This is a genomic window from Sulfitobacter sp. W027 (assembly GCF_025143985.1).
Lineage (GTDB): Bacteria > Pseudomonadota > Alphaproteobacteria > Rhodobacterales > Rhodobacteraceae > Sulfitobacter.
This window is the reverse complement of sequence record NZ_CP083567.1, coordinates 23,776-44,997: the sequence shown is the minus strand read 5'-3', so window position 1 is coordinate 44,997 and position 21,222 is coordinate 23,776. Positions and strand designations below refer to the sequence as shown.

Below are 21,222 nucleotides of genomic sequence, written 5' to 3'. Positions count from 1 at the left end.
CCTCTGTCACGGGTAGACTCCCAGCGCCTTACCCTCCGCCACGGCGCAGGTGGTGACTTGGCCCACCATCTCCCACAGCGCCATAGGCGACATCCCATCGCCGGGCCGTTTCACCGAGATGTCCTTCAGTGACAGAACATGCCCTTCCGGCAGGTCGCGCGCGGCAAGAAGACTCTTGCGGGCCACGGCTCGGTTGGCCACCTCTGCGGCTCCGGGTTGCTTGATGCCGGTACCCAATGCGCGTTCCACCACCCGCACGCCGTTCACCAGTGAGACCAGTTCGTCCGGCTCCAGCGAGGCGGTGTGATCCGGCCCCGGCAGGGTGCGGTCCAGCGTGAAATGCTTCTCCAGCACGCTGGCCCCTAGGGCCACGGCCGCAAAGCTCGCCGCCTCGCCGACGGTGTGATCGGAATAGCCGACCTTAACCCCGAAGGCACGGCGCATGGTCTCCATCGCGCGAAGGTTCGTATCCTCCACCGCCGCCGGGTACTCCGTCGTGCAATGCAGCAGCGTCACCTGTTCTGCCAAAACCGGCCAGACAGCGGGATCCAGCAGCACCTCGGCGAAATCGGCGCGGCCCTTCGGATCGGCTTCGCGGCACATTGCAAAGGCCAGAACACCGAGCGCTTCCTCGACCTCCGCTAAACTGCCCATCCCAGTTGACAGGATGATCTTCACCCCGGACTTGCCCGCGGCAAGCAGCAACGGCGCATTGGTCAGTTCGCCCGAGCCGAGCTTGATTTCCGGGAGGGCAAAGGTCTCGGTCAGCAGGGCAAGGCTATCTAGGTCGAAAGGCGTCGACAGGAACCGCACGCCTTTTTCGGCGCAGCGTGCCATAATAGTTTGGTGATCGGCAACCGAGAGTTCGAGACGTTGCAGCATCGCCAGCTGGCTTTCAGCCGCATCTGTTGTGCGGATTTGGTAGTTGGCCTTCTTCGCACCAGCGCTGGCCAGTTTCGCGGCCTTGAAGGTCTGGAACTTGACGTAATCGGCCCCGGCTTCGGCGGCCTTGTCCACCAACTCCAGCGCCAGTCCCAAGTCTCCGTTATGATTCACCCCGGCCTCGGCAATGATGAGCGTCCGGTTTGTAGTCAGGGGGTCAACCATGGGTAATGTCCTTGAAGGATTTGCAAATAAGCGCCGCTGGATCCTGCACGGCAGCAAGGTGGGACAAAATGCGAGGCCCGGCCTGACCGTCGCCATAGGGGTTGGTCACGCTAGACCAATCGCCTGCCAGAGCCGTGTCGATGGCAGCGCGGATTGCGCCCGCCTCAGGCGCGCAGTCGATCACTGAGGCCGAGCGCACCCGCCTTGCCTGCCGATCGCCGATGTTGATAGTGGGAATCCCGAAGCTCGGCGCCTCGTACAAACCGCTGGAGGAATTACCCAGCACAAGGTCGCAATGCGTGAGCGCCGAAAAATAGCGCGCTGAACCCAGCGAGGTATGGAACACCGCGTTGTCGCGCCCGGAGACGTAGGCCTGAACCATAGCGTCCAGTTCCGCCGCGCCGGGATCGGCGTTTGAGCCGGTAAAGATCAGCCCAGCCTGCGGCCAAGCGCCTAACGCGTTGAGCATCTCCCGCGCAATGGCGGCATTGACCCCCGACAATGTCGCCGGATGCAAAGTGATTACGAAGTTCTTTTCCTGCGGCTTCAGCCCGACGCTGGCAAAGAACTCGGCGCGTTCCATGCGCGGCATCGCCAGAACCTGATCAATCCCCGGGCTGCCAGTGACAAAAACATGGCCTGGGGTCTCGCCCATCTGGCGGACGCGGATCGCCGCCTCCTCGGTTGTGGTGAAATGTAGCGCCGACATCTTGGTCATAGCGTGTCGAATGGAATCGTCGAACGCACCCTCGGTCACATCGCCGCCCGCAATATGCGCCACCGGCACCTTCGACAGCAGCGCGGCCGTTACGGCGCCGAGTATTTCATACCGGTCGCCCAGCACCAGCATTATGTCGGGCCGCGCCTCCGCCAAAGCGGCACCCACGCCCGCCACCGCCCGCCCCATGGCTGCACAGAGTGCAGCGTCGTCGTCCCTCTCGGCCAGCCCCATGTCGACACGATGGCTGACGTTGAACCCCGCCGCCCCGATGACATCAACAGACGTGCTGCCCCCCATCAGGTGCTGACCGGTGATGAGGATCTCTAGCGTGAAACGGGAATCGTCGCGCAACAGCGTCAACACGGGCTGGAGCAGTCCCCAGTCGGCACGGGTGCCGGAAACGGCGAGTACCTTCATGCGGCCGTGCCCTCCCGTGAGCCCAGATAAGCTGACGACGGGATGTTGACCACGCGCGCCTCCAGATCCTCAGCCTGCGTGAGGTCGGCGCGCGGCGCGTCTTGGTACATCGGCAGGCGGTGCATCAGGGTCCAGATTGGGCGGGTCATGACGCCCGCGTCGTTTAGGACCGTTAGCAGGTGGTCGCGGTCGCCGGCGCGGGCGGGGTCCAGCACCAGCGTCACCAACCAATTGTTCGACACCGAACCTTCGGGCGCGTGGAATAGGCTTACCCCTTGGAGGCCAAGGAAAGCCTGCGCATAGGCGTAGAACAAGTGTTGTTTATGCGCCAGCCGTGTGTCCAGCTGTTCCAGCTGCGCGACACCCAGTGCCGCGTTCAGATTCGGCATCCGGTAATTGAAGCCCACCTCGTCATGCAGAAACGCCCACTTGTGCGGTATTTTGGCCGTGGTGGTCAAGTGTTTGGCGCGTCTGGCTAGGGCCGGGTCGTCGGTGACGATCGCGCCGCCGCCGCCGGTGGTGACGATCTTGTTGCCGTTGAAGCTAACCGCCGCGACGGTCCCGAGACTGCCGCACGGATGTCCCTTGTAGGTGCTGCCGAGGCTCTCGGCGGCGTCCTCGACGACCACCATGGGCCAATCGGCCACCACCGCATCGAGCCCATCCATGTCGACTGGGCAGCCAAAGACATGCATCGGCACCACCGCGGTGATGCGCCGCCCGGTACGGCGGTTCCATGTCTGGCCGTTGCGGACCTCGGCCACCTGTTCAAGATGCGCGCGCAGCCGCAGCGGGCAGATGCCCAGCGTGTCATAGGCGCTGTCGACGAAATGCGGTACGGCGCCGAGATGGCGGGTTGCGTTCGCTGTGGCGACGAAGGTCAACGCCGGGACCAGCACCTCATCCTCAGCCTGAACCCCCGCTATGATCAGCGCAATCTGGAGGGCGGCGGTGCCATTAGCCACTACTACGCCATACGCGCAGCCTGACAACCGCGCCACCTCCGCCTCGAAGGCATCGACGTAGGAGCCCACCGAAGAGACCCAGCCCGTATCGATGCAGTCGAGCAGCAACTCGCGCTCGCGGCCGTGGAATTCCGGCACGTGAAGCGGTACGAAAGATTCTCGCGTTCCGATCACACCCCGGATGCGCCGCACCAATTCTTCTGCAATATCCATATATCACTCCTACGCCCGGAACTCGCGTCAGACGTTGTATTGGCCGCTCTTGTAAGCCGCGAGGTTGACCGGGTTCTGGAACCACTCGGCAGTCTTTACGATCCCCTTGGCAAAGCCTTCACGGCCGCCATGTTCCGGCGCCCAGCCGAACAGGCGGCGGGCCTTGTCGACTCCGGCGAACAGACGTTCGACCTCGCTGTCGGCGGGGCGCATGCGCTGTTCGTCGGACACGATTTCGATCTCGACACCCATGGACTCCGCGATCAGGTTAACCGTGTCCATGATCGAGATCTCGAAATCCGAGCCGATGTTGGTAGCTTCGCCGACGCAGGCTTCGCATTCCATCGCCTGAATGAAGCCCCGCGCCGTGTCATGCACGAAGGTAAAGTCGCGCGTCGGATGCAGCGCGCCCAGCTTTATTTTGCGCTCTCCGGCGGCGATCTGACTGATAATCGTCGGAATTACCGCGCGGGCGGACTGGCGCGGGCCATAGGTGTTGAACGGGCGCAGTACGGCCACTGGCGTGCCAAAACTCTTCTGGAAGGAAAGCGCCAGCTGGTCGGCCGCCACCTTGGTGGCGGCATAGGGCGACTGCCCGTTGACCGGATGCTCCTCGGTGATCGGCACGAATTGCGCGGTACCATAAGTTTCCGAAGTCGAGGTAGAAATCACCCGCTCTGTGCCCAGCCGGCGCGCCGCCTGTAGCACATTTAGCGTACCGGTGATATTCGTCGCCACGTAGCTGTCCGGCGAATGGTAGCTGAAGGGAATGGCAATTAGCGCCGCCAGGTGCAGCACCGCATCGCAGCCCTCCATCGCATTGGCCACGCCATGCGGGTCTCGAATGTCGCCCGCGACAAGCTCGAAATTGCCCCTCACGTCCTCAGCGGGGCGATCCAGCCAGCCCCAAGAGTTCAACGAGTTGTACATCACGAAGGCGCGGGTCTCGTAACCCGCGCGCACCAGTGCCTCGGTCAAGTGGGATCCGATGAAACCGTCGGCCCCAGTAACGAGAACTCTTTTATTGCTCATTATTTCAGATGCTCCTTTGAACATACAAACAAACTGACGCGAACTTGAAACACTTGCGCACCATCATGCCTTGAAGGCTATAAGCCTCTGTCCGGCTCGTGCCCTCCAGAAAACGCCTGATAACACAAACTATCGGAGCTTCTCAGGGGCCCCCTGCCCCGTCGTCTCGGCGCCAAGCTCTTCTTGCAGCGCCTCAATTTCCGCGACCAGCGCTTCATGTTCTGCCATGCGGCGCTTCAGAAAATTCTTCGTGAGCCGCGCCTTCGCCAGCACCCCGCGCGGTGTCAGCACATAGGCATAGCGGAGCTTATTGTCGGAGGCGCGAAAATTACCGACTTTCACTTGGCCCTTTTCAACCAATGCCTTCAGGCAATAGTTGACGATCCCAAGGCTGATGCCCAAAGTCCGCGCCAGCTCACGCTGCGAAAGCTTTGGGTCAGCTTCTAGCGCGCGCATCACTCGAAAGCGGGTATCTTCATCAATTGGTCTCGTCATCGCCTCTCGCGCCACGGCTACCGCACCAGAGGTCGCTCGAAGCAACTCCGGCGCGAACGGAGGACCGTTCACGGGTGAACGCATATATATACCGCTTGGGGAATGGAAGAGACAATCTAAAGAAAATCAGAACCTCAAACAGCCGTCACTGCACCTCAATGAATTGGCAGGCGCCGGTCGAAATTCGCGCAGCGCTAAGGCGACCGGTTCGGTAGGCGCCGGTGTCGAGAGAGATGCGGCTCGCCGACAGGCCCGCTTGCTTTACGATGGTATGGCCATGAACGACAACAGATGAGTCCTCCCGCGCGGTATTTAAAAAATTGGGATGCCCCCAAAGCAATGTTTGTGCGCGCTGAACGTGGGGTGCGCGCCGTGGGGACATGGCGGCGTGGACACAGTGCATATTGCCGCTCGACCACTGCAGGGGCAGAGCGCGCAGCCATTCTTGCATGCCGCGCGGCAGGGCAGCCTCTAGCCGGTTTGCCAAACCGATGCAGGTGCTGCTGTCTAATCTATGCTGCACTGTCAAGACGCCAAAGCTCTTGAGGGTCTCAAACCCGCCATTTTGGAGCCAATGCAACCCATCACCAGCAGGATCGTCAATAAAATCGAGCATCATGCGCTCATGGTTGCCCATGAGACAGGTGGTCCTGCCTGGCATCCTTCGGTTCAGATCATAGAGCCGCGTGAGCACCTCCCGCGTCTGCGGTCCTCGGTCAATGTAGTCGCCCAGAAAGACTAAATTCTCTTCACCGCTGGCGATCCCGTCCAGTTCCGCTAATAACTTTTCCAGTTGGACTGCGCAGCCATGAACATCGCCAATCGCAAAAAAGGGGGTGTCGGGGGCATAGGTTTCGGCGCTCCCGGCCAAAGCGGCCGGAGGGCGCGTTTTTAAGTTTTTAAGCCACGAAGTGATGCCCGCGCGCATAGCCGCCTCCAGAGGTCACCTTTATCTCGGTTTGTTCAGAAATCCCGCCTTAACCTGAGTGCGACAGATAGGCCACATCAAAGATATGTGAGCTTTTGGATGCGGGGTGAAATCCCACGAGATGTTGCCTCCGCGGCATGGGACAGATATTCCCTTTAAAATATTGGAGGGATGCCCATGACAGACACGCCCAGTGAAAAGGGAGGCTCGCGTCGCCGAACAAAGCGCGCGATCATCGGCATTGGCATTGTCTTGCTTCCAGCGGCGGCGCAGACGCAGGGTTCCTCCTATACGACCTACGGCACAGTGGGGTTGATCGACATACCCACCGCTCAAAGTGCCGAAGATGCTGAGCTTGCCGCCACCTATAGTAGGTTCGGGAACACGGCGCGCTCGACGCTTAGCTTTCAGATTACACCGCGCCTGGCGGGCAGCTTTCGCTACAGCAAGATCGAGGACTTTTCGACTGGTGGCGCCCTCTTCGACCGCTCCTTCGACCTGCGCTACCGGGTGCTCGACGAAACCCCCAGCCGCCCCGCCATCGCCGTGGGCCTGCAAGACTTCATCGGCACCGGCGTCTATTCCGGCGAATATATTGTTGCCACAAAATCTTTCTCTCCGCGTCTGACCTTCAGCGGCGGTATCGGCTGGGGGCGCCTTGCAAGTTACAAAGGCTTCTCCAATCCGCTAGGTGCTCTGGACGACCGGTTTGACAGCAGACCTGATCGCGATGTGGGACGAGGCGGGGAAGTTGAAGCCACAGGATGGTTTCGCGGCGACGCAGCGCTGTTCGGCGGTGTCGCATGGGCGGCTACCGACAAGCTTACGCTGAAAGCTGAGTATTCTTCAGATGCCTATCTGAGTGAATCTCGGGCTGGTTCGTTCGAGCATAAATCGCCCTTTAACTTTGGGGTAGACTACCAGGTCCGCGACAACGTTAACCTGCAAGCCCATTATCTTTACGGGTCAGAGCTCGGCTTCACCGTGAGCCTGCTCACGAACCCGCGTCGTCCCGCAGCCAATGGAGGTACGGGCACCGCACCTTTGCCGGTTCAGCGGCGCGCCCCCGGGGCCGCATCGGACCTTGGATGGACGCAAGTGGCGGGCGTCAGACCCAGTCTGCGAAAGCAAACCGACGCCTTGCTTGCCAGCGATGGCATGGCTTTGGAAGCGATGACGATCGGCGCACAGGCTGCAACAGTTCACATCCGCAACGACCGTTATTTGGCGCGGCCAGAAGCAATTGGCCGCAGCGCCCGGATCCTCACCAGGGTCCTGCCCGCTTCGGTAGAAACCTTTACCATTGTGCCCGTGGAGAACGGGATTGCGCTCTCCGCGATCACGTTAAACCGGTCTGACATTGAAAACCTAGAGCACGCCCCCGACGGGGCTTGGCAGAGCTATGCGCGGGCAGACATCGCAGATGCGGCGGACAGTCTAGAGGGCGCAAGTTATGATGCGGACACCTATCCTAAGCTCACTTGGTCTTTAGGGCCTTATCTCAACGCGAGCTATTTCGATCCGGATGAGCCGGTGCGCGTTAACGCGGGTCTGCGTCTGCAAGGGCGCTATGACATTGCGCCCGGCTGGTTCGTTTCGGGCAGCGTCGAGCAGCGTGTGGTTGGCAATATCGGCGACGCCGATCGGCCATCGGATTCTGTTATCCCACGGGTCCGCTCAGAAAGCGCGCTCTATGCGCGCGAGGGTGAAACTTCGCTCGAACATCTAACGCTGGCGCATTACTTTCGCCCCGGCGAAGACTTCTATGGCCGTGTCACCGCTGGCTATCTTGAATCTCAGTTCGGAGGGGTCTCTAGCGAAGTTCTCTGGAAGCCGGTCGCAAGCCGTCTCGCTTTGGGCGCAGAAGTGAATTACGCCGTTCAACGTGACTTTGATCAAGGCTTCGGGTTCCGCGACTATGAGGTCGCGACAGGCCATCTGTCGGCCTATTATGATTTTGGGAACGGCTATCTCGGCCAAGTCGATGCGGGCCGCTATCTCGCCGGAGACTACGGGGCGACCTTCACACTGGACCGCGTTTTCGCCAATGGCTGGAGCGTGGGCGCTTACGCAACCCTCACCGATGTCTCTTTCGACGACTTCGGCGAAGGGTCTTTTGACAAAGGTTTGCGCTTTACCGTGCCGCTTTCTCACATTCTGGGAAAGCCAACGGATGACACCTATAAGGCAGTCATTCAACCTTTGACGCGGGATGGTGGCGCACGGCTGAAGGTTCGAGATCGCCTTTATGATAGCGTCCGCAGTTACCATACACCGGAAATGAAAGATAACTGGGGCAGGTTCTGGAGATGAAAAGGAAGTTTATCGCCGCGTTATCGATCCTGGCGCTCACAGCCGCATGTGGTGCACGGCAGGGTGAACAGCAGGTGCTTGGCTCCGTGCTCGAAGGCATCAAAGGGCTTTCCGCCCCTGCTGCCCCGCCAGTGACGGCCGAACAGATCCGCCAAAAGCTGACACCTGAAGTCCGCGCACAGCTGGGCAATGGGCCTTTTATGGTCGCTCAGTTGGGGGAGGGAGACCGTACCTCCCTTCTCCTTCAGGCGGGGCGAAACAGGGATGTGGTCACTTATGTTACCCCTGATGGAATATCGGTCAACTTGCGGCAAGGCGTGCTGATCAGCACCCGCGGCCTCGGGTTTGATCTGATGAGCGCCAATGTCTCGGAAGTGCTTGCCAGCCTACGCCAGGGGGGCAGCGCCGTTCGTATCCATCGCTATCTCGATGGCGAAGATCAGATTGTCATCAAAAGCTTCATCTGCGATTATGTCGGCAATATCAATATCACTGAATCCTGCTATGGGAACGATCAAACTTTTGAAAACCGTTACCGTATGTCAGCAGGTCGCGTCGTCGTATCGCGCCAGTGGATCGGTCCACAGATCGGATATATTTCGCTGGAGCCGGCGTAATCACATACACCCAGAAAATGCGGCTTAGAGCGGCCCAATAGTGAGCTTTTCCAAGAGGTCAGTTGCAGCCAACCCGTTTCCCCAAGAGGTACCTTAATGTTCAAACGTCTTATCACTGTTTCTGCGCTGACACTTCTTACCGGCTGCGGTGTCGCCTATATTTCTCCTAAGGTGTCAGAGGCTGGCAGCAAAGTTCGTATTGTTCCCCTGACCTCAGAAACGGTTCTGGCCGCAAACAGCTCTACCTATCAGCCGAAACAGCTCCCCGCGGTATTTTTCCAGACGGCCGGCGGTGCTGGCGGGCTACGGGGCGCTGGCCCCACGCCATCGCCCGTGTCGGAAATTCAGACCCGGCCCGGCACTCTTGCGCTTCGGGTCCCAAATACCCCGCCCAGCACGACCTATGATATTGGTGTTGGCGACGTGCTGCTCCTGGCCACCCGGGGCGGTGCTTCTACCGTTGAAGAACTCAGCGGTTTGCTCGCGGCACAAAACCGGCGGCAAGGCTATACTGTTCAAGATGACGGCGCGATTGCCATTCCAGATGTGGGCCGCGTTCGGGTCGTGGGACTTACGCTCGAAGAGGCCGAAGCCGCGCTCTTCCAACGCTTGCTCGAGGCGCAAATCGACCCGTCTTTCAGCCTGGAAATCGCTGAGTTTAATTCGAAGCGGGTGTCCATCGGGGGGGCTGTTGGCAACCCGACCATCATTCCGATCACGCTTACCCCTCTCACCTTGGACCAAGCCGTCGCGAGCGCGGGTGGCATCCAGACACCAGATCTGGATTACGCCTCCATCCGGCTTTACCGCAATGGCGACCTTTTCCAGATCCCGCTCGAAGAATATCTCCGCCGCGCAGATCTGCAAAAATTGCGGCTCGTCGCTGGCGACAGCGTCTTCGTCGATACCGAGTACCAGCTTGACCGGGCTCAGGCCTATTTTGCAGAACAGATCGCGGTGCAACAATTCCGCCAGCAGGCCCGCAGCCAAGCTCTGAGCGAGTTGCAGGCTGTCGTGAACCTTCGCAGAGCAGCGCTTCAAGAGAGCCGTACGAACTTCGAAGCTCAGGTCTCGAATGATGCTGTAGACCGCGACTACGCCTATCTCGCAGGAGAAGTTAACCAATCTGGGCGGTTCACCTTTCCGTTCGGCCGAACAGTCACGCTCGCGGACGCGCTTTATTCTGAAGGTGGGTTCGATACACAAACGGGCAACCCTTCGCAGATTTACGTTCTACGCGGCTCGGATAATCCGCGCGAGTTCGGTGCGGTCACCGCATGGAACCTTGATGCACGCAATGCCGCCAATCTCATCCTCGCCACACGGATGGAATTGCGGCCGAACGATGTCATATTTGTCGCGGAACAACCTGTAACACGTTGGAATCGCGCGATAACACAGATCACGCCTTCACTGATTACAAGTGTAGCAAGCTCAGTTCAGTAATCTCATTTACGGATCGCTTGGCCGCTGGGCTTAGCCCGCGGCAATTATTCCCACGAAGACAAAGACTTTCCGGTGTTCACACCGGAAAGTCTTATTGTTATGGGGACAGCGCACACGAGCTAATCTTGCCATGAGACTGACTTCTCCCTCGTCGCGGACCATGGCAAGATAAATGGGTGAGGAGGCCGTCTAGTGACCGAAGAAAACCACTCGAAATGGTTCGTAGCGCAGTTGCGCCCCCATGGACTTACGCAGGCACGAACGCATCTGCAGCGTCAAGGTTTTGAAACGTTCTCGCCGGAAATACTTCAATCCCGGATCAGACAAGGCGAACCACATCAGGAACGTCGGCCCCTGTTCCCCGGATACTTATTTGTCAGCTTTGATCCGCGTGCCAATGGTTGGACGGCGATTAACAATACCCGCGGTGTCTCACGCCTGATTCTAAATGACCCCCGTCGACCGCGTCCCCTGCCCGGTGAATTCATGGCCGGCCTACGGGCCAGATGTGATACCAGTGAACTTGCGACACCGATCGATGCGTTAGAAGTTGGCGATCAAATTCGCGTAACTTCCGGTCCTTTCATGGACCTAATTACGCATATCGAATCCCTTCCAGATTTCGAACGGGTCGGCGTCTTAATTGAATTGATGGGACGAGAGGTTCGGTCTTCGCTGCTACGCGCCCACGTGACTAAGGCTTAGCAGACGAATTGATCCAGTTCCCTCAAGCCGCCTTCAGGAGCTTTTCGCTCTGAAGGAAATGCCCATAGGCGTCTGCGTCTGTTGCGAACTTCCCTTTCAGCACCAGTATTCCTGTTCCAGCAGCGCTGGCCTGCAAGGTCCATCGTACAGCAGAATGATCTCTATAGATCTGAACGTCAAAGTTAGCACCGTCACAGGCATAGGTACCTGAAAACGCCGAAATCTGTCGTTCAGGTATTTTTCGATTAAGCGAGGGCGATACAAGTCTCAGTGGCTGGCGGAACCGGCGGGACCTAAAGAACTTCATCGACGCGACATACGTGCCCATAAACAAAGCGATATAGGTCGCCAGCGCGACGGCTGCCGCTATGGGGTGGTTCCACAGGAGTACGCCCGTTGCCATAGGTACGCAAAAGAACGGCACCAAAAGGATAGTTGCGACTGAATTATCAAACTGTGTGCGCCGATTGCGCCGGCTCAGCAATGGCAAAGCGCGCACAGCAAGGTGATGGAAATGCAAACGGTCTGGCTGGTCCGTCGCACGTTTGGTCAAGCGTCGGCGAATGATGGAAAACAGCGTGTCGCATACCGGCCAGAACAGCAAAAGCAGAACAGCGACCCCGGTCACCGATGGATTGCGTGCGACGAGAACAATTCCGAGCCAGGCAAGGATATGCCCGATGCCGTAAGCACCGGCATCGCCCAGAAAGATACGCCCCATCGGCCAATTCAAAACGAAAAATCCAAGGACTGCAGCGATAAGCAATCCCGAAACGATCTGGACGTCGACGTCACCGGTATAGCCCGCAATCAGAAAGAACCCTAAAGCCGCGCTGATTGAATAAAGTGCAGAGAGACCATTCAATCCGTCGATAAGGTTCAAAGCATGGCAGGTGCCGGCGGACCATAGCAATGTGATGGCAATCGCTGGAACCACTAAATGGGCCAAAGATCCGGGAAACAGCCCAAGGTCAGGGACCACAACGCCGGTGACACCGATTGCCAGCGCGGCAGAGAGGAAAGCCGCGAGAAGCCTCGTACGTGGGCTCACATTGCGCTGAATATCCTCAAGCAGCCCAACCAAAAACACAACTGCGCCAGCGGCCAGGGCGATTACCAAATCACTTCCAAGCTGACCCAAGTACAAGAATACCCCGAGCGCGAGAGCCAGAACAATCCCCACCCCCCCTACGCGCGGCGTGGGACGTGTATGTGTGGCCTGTGGGGCCGCGAGATCCCGCTCCATATGCTCGCGGCTCATGAGCAATGTCGGCCATGCAATAAAGGACAGACTGATAAGTAAGCTGATAGAAAAGGTTGCTAGATAAATCCAAATTTCAAACAAAATACGATGCCCCTGTTGGCCAAAACTTTACCGTCGCGACAATGGCCGGTCCGGCGCACGTGTTTATATAAGCAACTATGTTTAAAAACTTACTCGACAAAAGCGCGCTCTCAGATTGCTCTACAGCAGCTCGTTTTTTTTCAAATCTACTGAGCAGAAACCCACGCAATAGTGGCGACCCAGAAAAACACTCAACCATCCTCAACCCAACTATATATTATTGAGCGCCAAACCCGTAAGCTTCCCCTTTTCGTAAAGCCCGCGGAGGCGATCATACAGCTTTCACGCTACGCTCAATTCATGCCACATAAACTTATTCTCACGGCAAATACAAGACTCAACCCCTAGTGTTAACCACCTGACAGAAGATTCCCATCGACAGCGTGATGTGCCATATTTGAGGCATGAGACGCGATAACATCTGCCTTTACCTTGGCCCCGCCGACCGTGCTGAGCTTCAAGCCCTGATCAGCAACCGCAACACTGCGCGCAAGCTTGTCTGGCGGGCCGAGATCGTCTTGGCCACAGCAGACGGTCATGGTACGTTCGAGATCATGCGACGCGCGCGCACGTCGAAACCCACGGTCTGGCGCTGGCAGCAGCGGTATCTCGATGAGGGCGTGGCCGGTCTCAAGCGTGATAAGACGCGACCCTCGCGGGTGCCGCCTTTGCCCGTGGAAACAAGGCTGAAGGTGATTGCCAAGACGGTGCAGGAAACCCCTCCCAATGCAACGGACTGGAGCCGCGCGCTGATGGCCGAGGCCATGGGCATCTCGCCGACGAGCGTCGGGCGGATATGGGCCGAGGCCGGTCTCAAACCGCACCTCACGAAGGGGTTCAAGGTCTCGAATGATCCGATGTTCGAAGAGAAGGTCACAGATATCGTCGGGCTTTACCTCGACCCACCGGACCGGGCCGTGGTGCTCTGTGTCGACGAAAAATCGCAGTTCCAGGCACTCGACCGCACCCAACCGGGGTTGCCGCTCAAGAAGGGTCGTGCCGCGACCGTAACGCACGCTTACAAACGCCACGGAACGACTACGCTGTTCGCGGCGCTGGACGTGAAATCAGGCACCGTCATTGGCGATTGCATGCCACGCCATCGTGCGCAGGAGTTCCTAAAATTTCTGCGACAGATCGACAAGGCTGTGCCCCCGAAGCGCGATGTGCATCTGGTGCTCGACAACTACGCCACCCACAAGACGCCTGAGGTGAAGGCCTGGCTTGAAAAGCACCCGCGCTTCACGCTGCACTTCACGCCCACCAGCGCGTCATAGCTGAACCTGGTGGAGCGCTTCTTTGCCGAGATCACGTCAAGGCGCATCCGGCGCGGCAGCTATTCCAGCGTCGATGTCCTTGAGGCCGCGATCTACGACTATCTGGCCCACCACAACGAGAAGCCAAAACCCTTCAAATGGACCAAAACCGCAGAGGATATCCTCACCCGGGAACGCTGCGCACTGAACAAACTCGATGAAACTCGCGGAAACAGGTAGGAGGTGTCAGACTCAGAACACTAGTAGGTGCTGCGATCAGCAACTTTTAGTCAGTCTCGCGGAGTGAATTTTGAAATCAACCTGCCATTTCAGTGTGTTATTCAAAACACCCCCCTCTTTGCTTTTCGTTAACGAAGGAACTTTCAATACAAACCGAAGTAGCAATCGGTTGGGTTAGCGCGAAACACCCCACTTCAGTGCCACCCGTTAGTACCGCGAGCACAGGCTGCGTGACCTTGTCAGGCTTGCTTTGTAAAGATTCCTCGCCATCTAGCGTAGCATTGACATGCATACCGGTGTAGGCACCTGCATCAAACGAGCAGACGGCATGGAAACCTTATGAAGCAGTCACCGATAATTTCGGACATCAATCGTCAAGACCAGCAGAGCGACGACGAAATCGATCTTGCTAGCCTTTTCCACACTCTTTGGCGCGGCAAGCTTTGGATTGCCTTAGCGGGCCTGTTGGGGTTGCTTATCGGAGGTTATTACGCCTATGGCGTAGCCGTCCCAGTCTATACCGCCAAAGCCGCCGTCGCGCTAGAAAGCCGGCAAGAACAAGTTATGGATATCGAGAGCGTCGTCACGGGCCTAGGTGGTGATCAATCTACGATCAATACCGAAGTCGAGGTTCTCAGGTCGCGCGGCCTGATCGAAGACCTAGTGCTGGACATGAACCTTCTAGAAGACCCTGAGTTTAATAGGCGGCTGCAGCCGGGTCCTCGGTTTTCTTTAGGACAGGTTGTGGGGTTTCTTCGGGGTCTTTTTAAGGAGCCCGCCGCACCTGCCCCTACCTCAGACCGCGCCATCCTAGACTCAACAATTAATGCTGTTCTCGCGGCAACTTCGGCCTCCAATCTGCGCCAGAGTTTTGTTTTTTTGATCAATGCTACGACAGAGGACCCAGCAAAGTCCGCCGCAATCGCGAACCGGCTTGCCGAACTCTACATCCAAAGCCAAATTGCTGTTAAGTTCGAAAAAACTGAGCAGGCAACCGCTTGGCTTAGTGAACGCGTCAGTGGGCTTCAGATTGAGCTTGAAAGTGCTCAGGCCAGATTAAAGGATTTTTCGACGAATACAGAACTGGTCAATGTCGAAACGCTTGCTGGACTTAATCGGCAGTTAAAGGAACTGAGAGATCGCCGCCTCACCCTCGCTGTTCAGGTTAAGGCAACAACTGAAGAGTTGGAGGCTCTACGCGCGGCCCGACAGGGTGATTTGGCAGCCTTCGCAGAGATCGCCGAAGACAGCTTGCTTAACCAAGCGCTGCGACAGCTGCAGGATGGAACGGCAGGTAGCCAGTCGGCCTTTAGCACGAGAGCGGACGCGCTTGTAGCGAGAGTAGAGCTTGAGGTTGCGCGTTCTCAGTCCCAACTCACCGCAATAGAGGCTTCTATCGAGGACGTTTCCGCACGCATCGACAAACAATCGAAAGAGTTGGTCACTCTGGAACAACTGCAACGCGAGGTTGAAGCGAGTCGCCTGCTTTACGAGGCTTTTCTCAGTCGACTAAAGGAAACCAGCATTCAACAGGGCATCCAACAGGCCGACAGCCGGGTTCTCAGCCGTGCCGTGGTACCATCTGGCCCCTCCGCGCCGCGCAAATCACGGATATTGGCGCTTTCTATGATCTTAGGCCTGATGACAGGAGCCGGCCTCGTATTGCTGCGAGAGATGGCGCAGAATACATTTCGAACCCCCGAAGATCTTGAGAATAAGACAGGCTACTCGGTCATCGGACAAATCCCGAAAATTCCGGCCAAGCATCGTAAGAACGTTCTGGAATACCTTACACAAAAGCCAAATTCGGCTGCAGCGGAGGCGGTCCGAAACTTGCGTACCTCTCTCTTGCTTGCAAACCTCGACACCCCGCCCAAGGTTATCATGTCCACATCCTCAGTTCCCGGGGAAGGAAAGACGACTCAGTCGATTGCTTTGGCCCAAAACTTTGCGGGCCTCGGCGCAAAAGTTCTCCTTATCGAAGGAGACCTGCGGCGCCGGGTGCTGAACGAATACTTCGGCCATGATGTGCATAAGGGGTTTTTGTCGGTAATATCGGGGGAAATCACGCTCGATCAAGCGATTGTTCATGATGAAACACTAGGGGCCGATGTATTGTTTGGCGAGACATCCCGCATCAACGCGGCAGATTTATTCTCATCGAAGACATTTGCCGAATTTATTAAAGAACTCCGCGCTTATTACGATCACATCATCATCGATACCCCTCCCGTTCTAGCCGTCCCAGATGCCCGCGTAATTGGCCAGTTGGTGGATGCTATTATCTATACCGTGCATTGGGATAACACATCTCACCGGCAGGTACTTGACGGTCTGAAAGCCCTTCAGAGCGTGAACCTTAAGGTGAGCGGTTTGGTTCTGGGCCAGATCGACAATAGCAAGATGAAACGCTACGGTTATGGTGATCGCTACGGCACATACTCAGGTTACTATCAGAGTTGAACAATCCCTCTTGCATCGGGTCGCTGAGCTTTGATAGTGTTGTATCAAATTCCCTGCGATATTGCAGGAGTAAAAGTGGAGCCCATATTATGAAATCCTTTTTTGCCATCGCTGCCGTATCTCTGGCCCTGCCCATCGCCGCTTCGGCAGGTGGGTTTGAGGCAGCCCCCGACGACAAGGTTATCGTAGACGTCAACAGCCAAGTCGTAGTGCCGGTCCCACCACGGGGCCTTGGTTTTGGAGGCCTGGGCCCTGTTGGCGTCGGCCTTGTCGGTTTGGGTGCTGCGGCGGTGTTGGCAGCGGCAGCCGGCGGAGGCTCGAACGGAACAACTGGTACGACCGACACGGATTGATACCATTCGGGTTCTGACGTGCCGTTTGATGTGACAGATTCATCGAACGGCATGCAGTTTCAACCGAGAGATAATTAAATGGTTGTCTACAGCCAATAAGCCGCTCGGTGCTAACTTGCCGGGCGGCTTTTTTTTGGAGCCACACAAATCCTCGGTTCCCATTAGAAGCCGACTGGCACTTACCGTTCAAAGGATTAGGATAAAATGTTAGGAGGCTGGGCAAGGACATCTTAAACGCCGAGCTTATGACTGCTCTTCACCAAAAGCGTCCGGGATCAGGTCTTCCCAAAAGGCGCGCATCTCGGACGCGCATAGGGCCGCTTTCCAGCCCAGCCGAGAGAACTCGGATTTCAAAAGCTCATCGCTCAACCAAGCCAAGAAGAGCTTGCGGTCTGCGTCCCTCTGCGTCGGAGAGCGAGATTCAACAATCTCCTGAACCCTTGCCATGATCGCGGCCCGCACCTTGCGCTCCCCTTCGACGACTTGGGCGCGCTCTTCTTCGGCAGCGTCAGATGCGGCGGTCTGAGCACTGCGCACAACGGCGTCGGCCTTTGCCTTGGGCGTCGGCGCCACGGGCTTTTCAGCCTTATAGTCGTTCTTCAACGCAGCCCTGAGGTATCCGACAGGGCTATCAACGCCCCCCCTGCCCTTCAAATAAGCAATTTTTTCCGAGACATAATCCTCGCCATGCTCAGAAATCCACTGCCGCGCCAGCCGGTCAGAAACCCCCAGTTCCATGAGGGCGGTATAAACTGCCCCCTGCCGCAGACCTTCGCCATCATCGATGTCGAGCATCGCAAGCTGGGGGTTCTCTTTGATAAGAAACCGAATTTCGCTGACCTGACGGCCCATCTTATGCAGCTCAGGCGTGATCAGGATATTTGACGTTTTATTCACCTCTGCCACAGCCGGTTTGATAATTTTGGCATTCAGGTGCTTGAAGCTTTCATAATAGGCGCTGCCATCCACCCCCATAAGACGGCGAAACAAGTCGATAGGCCACCATCCGGTCGAGCCGGTACGCAAAAACCGATAGCAATTTTCATAGAGCGCCAAAGCATGGCCCGAGGTAAAGCGCCGCTGGATGTTCAAATTGATCAACGCAAAGACTTTAGGATCGTGCAGTTTTTCCGCCAGAGCCGGTGAATACGCATACTCACAGACCCCTGCCGACAGCTTTGCATAGGACAAAAGCGCCGAAACACCCCATTCCTGTCGCCCATTGGCATCCAACATATCCCATTCCGCCGTGGTCTCGGCCAAACTGCGAAGGGACTGCTTCAGCGTGTCCATATCGTTGGAATTATACCCCACCATCATGCACAACGTCCGCGCGTCGATCTGGTGTTTGTTTCGCGTCACCAGCGTGTCATAGGCATTCAGCAGCAAGACATTGCTAAGCTTCCGCTGCAAAAGAGTGAGCTTTCCCGACACATGGATCGCAGCCACGTTCTTTTTCACCGATTGCCGGCGAAGGGCACCGGTTAACCTGTCATGGAGAATGCTGCTGCTCATGTCGGTCTCTGCTCTACCGCCACCGCCTCTGACGCTTCGCGCTCTTGGGTGACCCTCTCCCCATTATTGCTCAAAAGGTGCCTGATCTCAATCATTCAATGGGGACCCGTCTACGGGAAACACTCATCCCGGAAACGGGTCCCTAACCAGTTTTCACCAAGATTTTGGCCTCGCACATGAGCGACCAACCACCCAAAGTTCGCCTAATTCACCGTTTTCAGGCCGCTCCCGCGCATCGGCACCCATCCTACTGCGAATCAGCACCCGCTATACTGCATACTGGTTCCCGACAGCCCGTAAGCGGGCACCCATCGACCTGTAGATGGGTGCCTAAGTGACTATAAGCCTTTGTCTTACTGGTATAATTTGAATGCAAAGATTCTATAATTAATAAACAATAACAAACTATGAGGCTTTTTCTTCGATAAATTTGAGGATGAAAAGATAGGTTTCGCGTGCGAAACCGTCTCCTCTACCAAACAAGTACATCAACCGTTACCGATTCCCATTCCAAAAAAGATGTGCGATGATTAGGGTGATAACATCGAATAATGATGATCTGATTGAGGCATCACAACATGGACAAGAAGTCGGGCACCCCCCTGCCCCCCTATTTCAATCTGGACCCCAAGGCCGCAGCAGCGAAACTCAGCGATCCAGTAGACACCGCCCGATTCGCAAAAGCCGCCGCATTCGCCGGTCGCGGCAGAGCAGATCTCGCTAAACGCGGTTATGCCCCAGATGGCCAGAAAAAGCTTCGAAAATTTTCGACGTGGGAGATTTGCCGATACCTCATCCCCGTGGCTCCAGCGCATCTACGGAGGGTGTTAAACAAACACCCCGAGCTTCCTCAGGGCGAAGGATCCGGCAGCGCAAAACGGTTCAGCCTCGAAGAGATTCTGACGCTGCGAAATCACTTTGCCGAAGAGGGTGTCAGCACCAAGGAATACCGCCCGTACCGGCCAAAAGGGCTGCCCGCAAAAGTGGTCGCAGTCGCCAATTTTAAGGGCGGCGTCGGCAAGACCTCAACCGCGGCGCATTTGGCGATGTCGGCAGCATTAGACGGCTACAAAGTACTGGTGGTGGACCTTGATTCCCAAGGGTCGATGACCTCGATCATGGGCGGCCAGGTTCAGGACGAATGGCAGACGATTTTCCCCCTGCTCGCACGCGATTATGCGGTGCAGGTGCAGGCCGAGAACCGCGTCCGCGCGGCGGCAGCAGAGCCTGAGATTCCGCTGGATGAGACCCTGACGGAAGCTTTGACGATCTCGCTCAAAGACGTCATTCAAAAGACCCATTGGCCCAACATCGACTTGGTCGGCGCGCAGCTGAACCTTTACTGGGCTGAGTTCCAGATCCCCGTCTGGCGGATGGCCTTGCGGCATTGGGCTTTGTGGGATGCTCTTTCTTCGGCCTTGGAGGCGGGGGGAGCTCTGGATGAGTATGATATCATCTTGCTCGATACCCCCCCTGCCCTCGGCTATTTGACCATCAACGCTTTGGCGGCGGCAGATATCATTTTGGTGCCTTTAGGGGCGTCCTTTTTAGAGTTCGATTCCACGGGGCGGTTCTTTGATATGCTTTACTCGACCTTCGCCTCGATTGAGGAGGGAGAGAACGCGGCGCGGCGGCGGGAAGGGCTGCCGGAGATGAAGTTTGAATGGGATGTGGTCCGGGCGATTATCACGCGGTTTGATGCCAGCCAGCAGACAGATCTGGCGAATGTGATCCAGGCCTATTTCGGTGACATGACCAACACCTATCGGCAGGAATTCACGGCGATGGTCGGGCAAGCCGGGGAGAGCGTGAACGGGATTTACGAAGCCGATTATCGGGACTTCAATCGCGAGACCTATACGCGAGGCCGGGAGACTTTTGACCGGACCTATGCTGAGTTCAAAGAGATTTTGCTGGGCGCTTGGTGGCGCGATGATCAGGAACGGAAGGAGGCCGAGAATGGCGAAACGCAGACAGCTTGAAGTCCCCTCGGCAGAGGCGCTTAAGGAAATTGAGGAGGGTTTCGCACGCGAAACCTCCCGTATTGGCACCCGCGCGCCGATCGCTGATGTGGCGGCGGATGCGGTCCGGCATAAAGACCCCTTGCCCCAGCATCTGCGCGAAGAAAACGCGCGCGATAAGGCCGATGCGAAGGCGCTTCGGTTGGCACGGGAAAAAGGTCTCGTCCTGACGGAAGTGCCGCTTCATGAAATCACGGCGGATGCGCTTAGCCGTGACCGTTTGAAGATGGATGAGGAAGATCTGGCGGAGCTGAGACGTTCGATTGCGGACCATGGGCTGCGGCTTCCGATTGAAGTTTTTGAGCCGTCTAACCCCGAAGCGGCTGGCAAATATGCCCTGATCTCGGGCTTTCGTCGCTTGGCCGCTGTGCGGGAGTTGAACGCGCTTTCGGGGGGCGAACGGCACCAGACGATTCAGGCTTTCGTGCGCAAGCCAGATACATTGGCCGATGCAATTGTGGCGATGATCGAAGAAAATGAAATCCGCACCGGGCTCAGCCAATATGAGCGCGGTCGGGCTGCGGCGATCACGGTGCATGACGGGGTTTTCGCGACGGTCGATGAAGCCGTGGCGACGCTGTTTTCTTCGGCCAGCAAGGCGAAACGGTCTAAGATCCGATCCTTTGCTTTGGTGCATGAGGAATTGGGCGATATGCTGCGCTTTGGGCCTGAGCTTAGCGAGCGGCAGTGTCTCCGGATTGCGACCGGGTTACGGGCCGGGCAGAGCGAGGCGATGCGGACAGCGCTGGAATCCCATGCGGTTACCACGGCGGAGGATGAATGGGCGGTGCTGGAGCCGCTTATCGAGACCGTCGAAGGGGTGGGCGTCGACCCGAAGCGGGGCGGTCGGCCCCGCAAGGTTGTCGAGCGGTCAAAGCCGGTTCGCTTGGCCAATGATGTCACCATGGAGCGGGTGCAGACGGAAGATGGCTATGCCATTCGAATTCGGGGCGACCATGTGAACGAAGAAATGATCGAATTGGTCATGGACCGGATCAAGTATCTCCTCGAGGAAATTTGAGATTTAGAGGAGGTTTCGCACGCGAAACCTCCCCTCATTTATCGCCACT

Annotated in this window: 16 protein-coding genes and 1 pseudogene; 9 read left to right on the top strand and 8 right to left on the bottom strand. The window is 57.3% G+C overall.

What is annotated here, in order from left to right; genetic code table 11:
* Nucleotides 1-6 precede the first annotated feature (6 nt).
* From neuB to K3759_RS18680, 6 genes are all read right to left on the bottom strand, one after another.
* Nucleotides 7-1,107: an N-acetylneuraminate synthase gene (neuB, locus tag K3759_RS18705; RefSeq protein WP_259986471.1), complete on the bottom strand. Its 1,101-nt coding sequence runs from the start codon at nucleotides 1,105-1,107 to the stop codon at nucleotides 7-9.
* Nucleotides 1,100-2,245, bottom strand: a complete 1,146-nt coding sequence (gene neuC, locus K3759_RS18700) for a UDP-N-acetylglucosamine 2-epimerase (protein WP_259986469.1) — start codon at nucleotides 2,243-2,245, stop codon at nucleotides 1,100-1,102. The genes neuB and neuC overlap by 8 nt, the downstream gene beginning before the upstream one ends.
* Nucleotides 2,242-3,423, bottom strand: coding sequence for a LegC family aminotransferase (locus tag K3759_RS18695; protein WP_259986467.1), 1,182 nt, complete (start codon nucleotides 3,421-3,423; stop codon nucleotides 2,242-2,244). The genes neuC and K3759_RS18695 overlap by 4 nt, the downstream gene beginning before the upstream one ends.
* A 27-nt stretch (nucleotides 3,424-3,450) precedes the next feature.
* Nucleotides 3,451-4,455, bottom strand: coding sequence for an NAD-dependent 4,6-dehydratase LegB (locus K3759_RS18690; protein ID WP_259986466.1), 1,005 nt, complete (start codon nucleotides 4,453-4,455; stop codon nucleotides 3,451-3,453).
* A 129-nt stretch (nucleotides 4,456-4,584) separates the two neighbouring features.
* Complete coding sequence (locus K3759_RS18685; RefSeq protein WP_259986465.1) at nucleotides 4,585-4,950, bottom strand: MarR family EPS-associated transcriptional regulator; 366 nt, start codon at nucleotides 4,948-4,950, stop codon at nucleotides 4,585-4,587.
* A 145-nt stretch (nucleotides 4,951-5,095) separates the two neighbouring features.
* On the bottom strand, nucleotides 5,096-5,878 hold the full coding sequence (locus K3759_RS18680; protein ID WP_259986464.1) for a metallophosphoesterase family protein: 783 nt from the start codon (nucleotides 5,876-5,878) through the stop codon (nucleotides 5,096-5,098).
* Nucleotides 5,879-6,055: 177 nt separating this feature from the next.
* Here K3759_RS18680 and K3759_RS18675 point away from each other — a divergent pair, with 177 nt between their 5' ends.
* The 4 genes from K3759_RS18675 (at nucleotide 6,056) to K3759_RS18660 (ending at nucleotide 10,959) form a co-directional block, all read left to right on the top strand.
* Nucleotides 6,056-8,191: a YjbH domain-containing protein gene (locus K3759_RS18675; protein ID WP_259986463.1), complete on the top strand. Its 2,136-nt coding sequence runs from the start codon at nucleotides 6,056-6,058 to the stop codon at nucleotides 8,189-8,191.
* Nucleotides 8,188-8,808, top strand: coding sequence for a YjbF family lipoprotein (locus K3759_RS18670; RefSeq protein ID WP_259986462.1), 621 nt, complete (start codon nucleotides 8,188-8,190; stop codon nucleotides 8,806-8,808). Before K3759_RS18675 ends, K3759_RS18670 begins: the two co-directional genes overlap by 4 nt.
* 96 nt (nucleotides 8,809-8,904) lie before the next feature.
* A complete protein-coding gene (locus K3759_RS18665) occupies nucleotides 8,905-10,254 on the top strand; it encodes a polysaccharide biosynthesis/export family protein (RefSeq protein ID WP_259986461.1) in 1,350 nt (449 codons plus the stop codon).
* A gap of 192 nt (nucleotides 10,255-10,446) precedes the next feature.
* Nucleotides 10,447-10,959: a transcription termination/antitermination protein NusG gene (locus K3759_RS18660; protein WP_259986460.1), complete on the top strand. Its 513-nt coding sequence runs from the start codon at nucleotides 10,447-10,449 to the stop codon at nucleotides 10,957-10,959.
* A gap of 22 nt (nucleotides 10,960-10,981) precedes the next feature.
* Here K3759_RS18660 and K3759_RS18655 read toward each other — a convergent pair whose 3' ends face one another.
* A complete protein-coding gene (locus tag K3759_RS18655; protein ID WP_259986459.1) occupies nucleotides 10,982-12,304 on the bottom strand; it encodes a glycosyltransferase family 4 protein in 1,323 nt (440 codons plus the stop codon).
* A gap of 404 nt (nucleotides 12,305-12,708) precedes the next feature.
* Here K3759_RS18655 and K3759_RS18650 point away from each other — a divergent pair.
* The 3 genes and pseudogenes from K3759_RS18650 (at nucleotide 12,709) to K3759_RS18640 (ending at nucleotide 16,616) form a co-directional block, all read left to right on the top strand.
* A pseudogene (locus tag K3759_RS18650) lies at nucleotides 12,709-13,800 on the top strand (IS630 family transposase).
* A gap of 339 nt (nucleotides 13,801-14,139) precedes the next feature.
* On the top strand, nucleotides 14,140-16,263 hold the full coding sequence (locus K3759_RS18645; protein ID WP_259986458.1) for a polysaccharide biosynthesis tyrosine autokinase: 2,124 nt from the start codon (nucleotides 14,140-14,142) through the stop codon (nucleotides 16,261-16,263).
* A gap of 89 nt (nucleotides 16,264-16,352) precedes the next feature.
* On the top strand, nucleotides 16,353-16,616 hold the full coding sequence (locus K3759_RS18640; RefSeq protein WP_259986456.1) for a hypothetical protein: 264 nt from the start codon (nucleotides 16,353-16,355) through the stop codon (nucleotides 16,614-16,616).
* A 243-nt stretch (nucleotides 16,617-16,859) separates the two neighbouring features.
* Here K3759_RS18640 and K3759_RS18635 read toward each other — a convergent pair whose 3' ends face one another.
* Nucleotides 16,860-18,131, bottom strand: coding sequence for a replication initiation protein (locus K3759_RS18635; RefSeq protein ID WP_259986454.1), 1,272 nt, complete (start codon nucleotides 18,129-18,131; stop codon nucleotides 16,860-16,862).
* A gap of 578 nt (nucleotides 18,132-18,709) precedes the next feature.
* Between K3759_RS18635 and K3759_RS18630 the strand changes: the two genes are divergently transcribed.
* Entirely contained in the window at nucleotides 18,710-20,113 is a 1,404-nt protein-coding gene (locus K3759_RS18630; RefSeq protein ID WP_259986453.1) for an AAA family ATPase, read from the top strand.
* A complete protein-coding gene (locus tag K3759_RS18625; RefSeq protein ID WP_259986451.1) occupies nucleotides 20,091-21,173 on the top strand; it encodes a ParB N-terminal domain-containing protein in 1,083 nt (360 codons plus the stop codon). Before K3759_RS18630 ends, K3759_RS18625 begins: the two co-directional genes overlap by 23 nt.
* The last annotated feature ends 49 nt before the right edge of the window (nucleotides 21,174-21,222 follow it).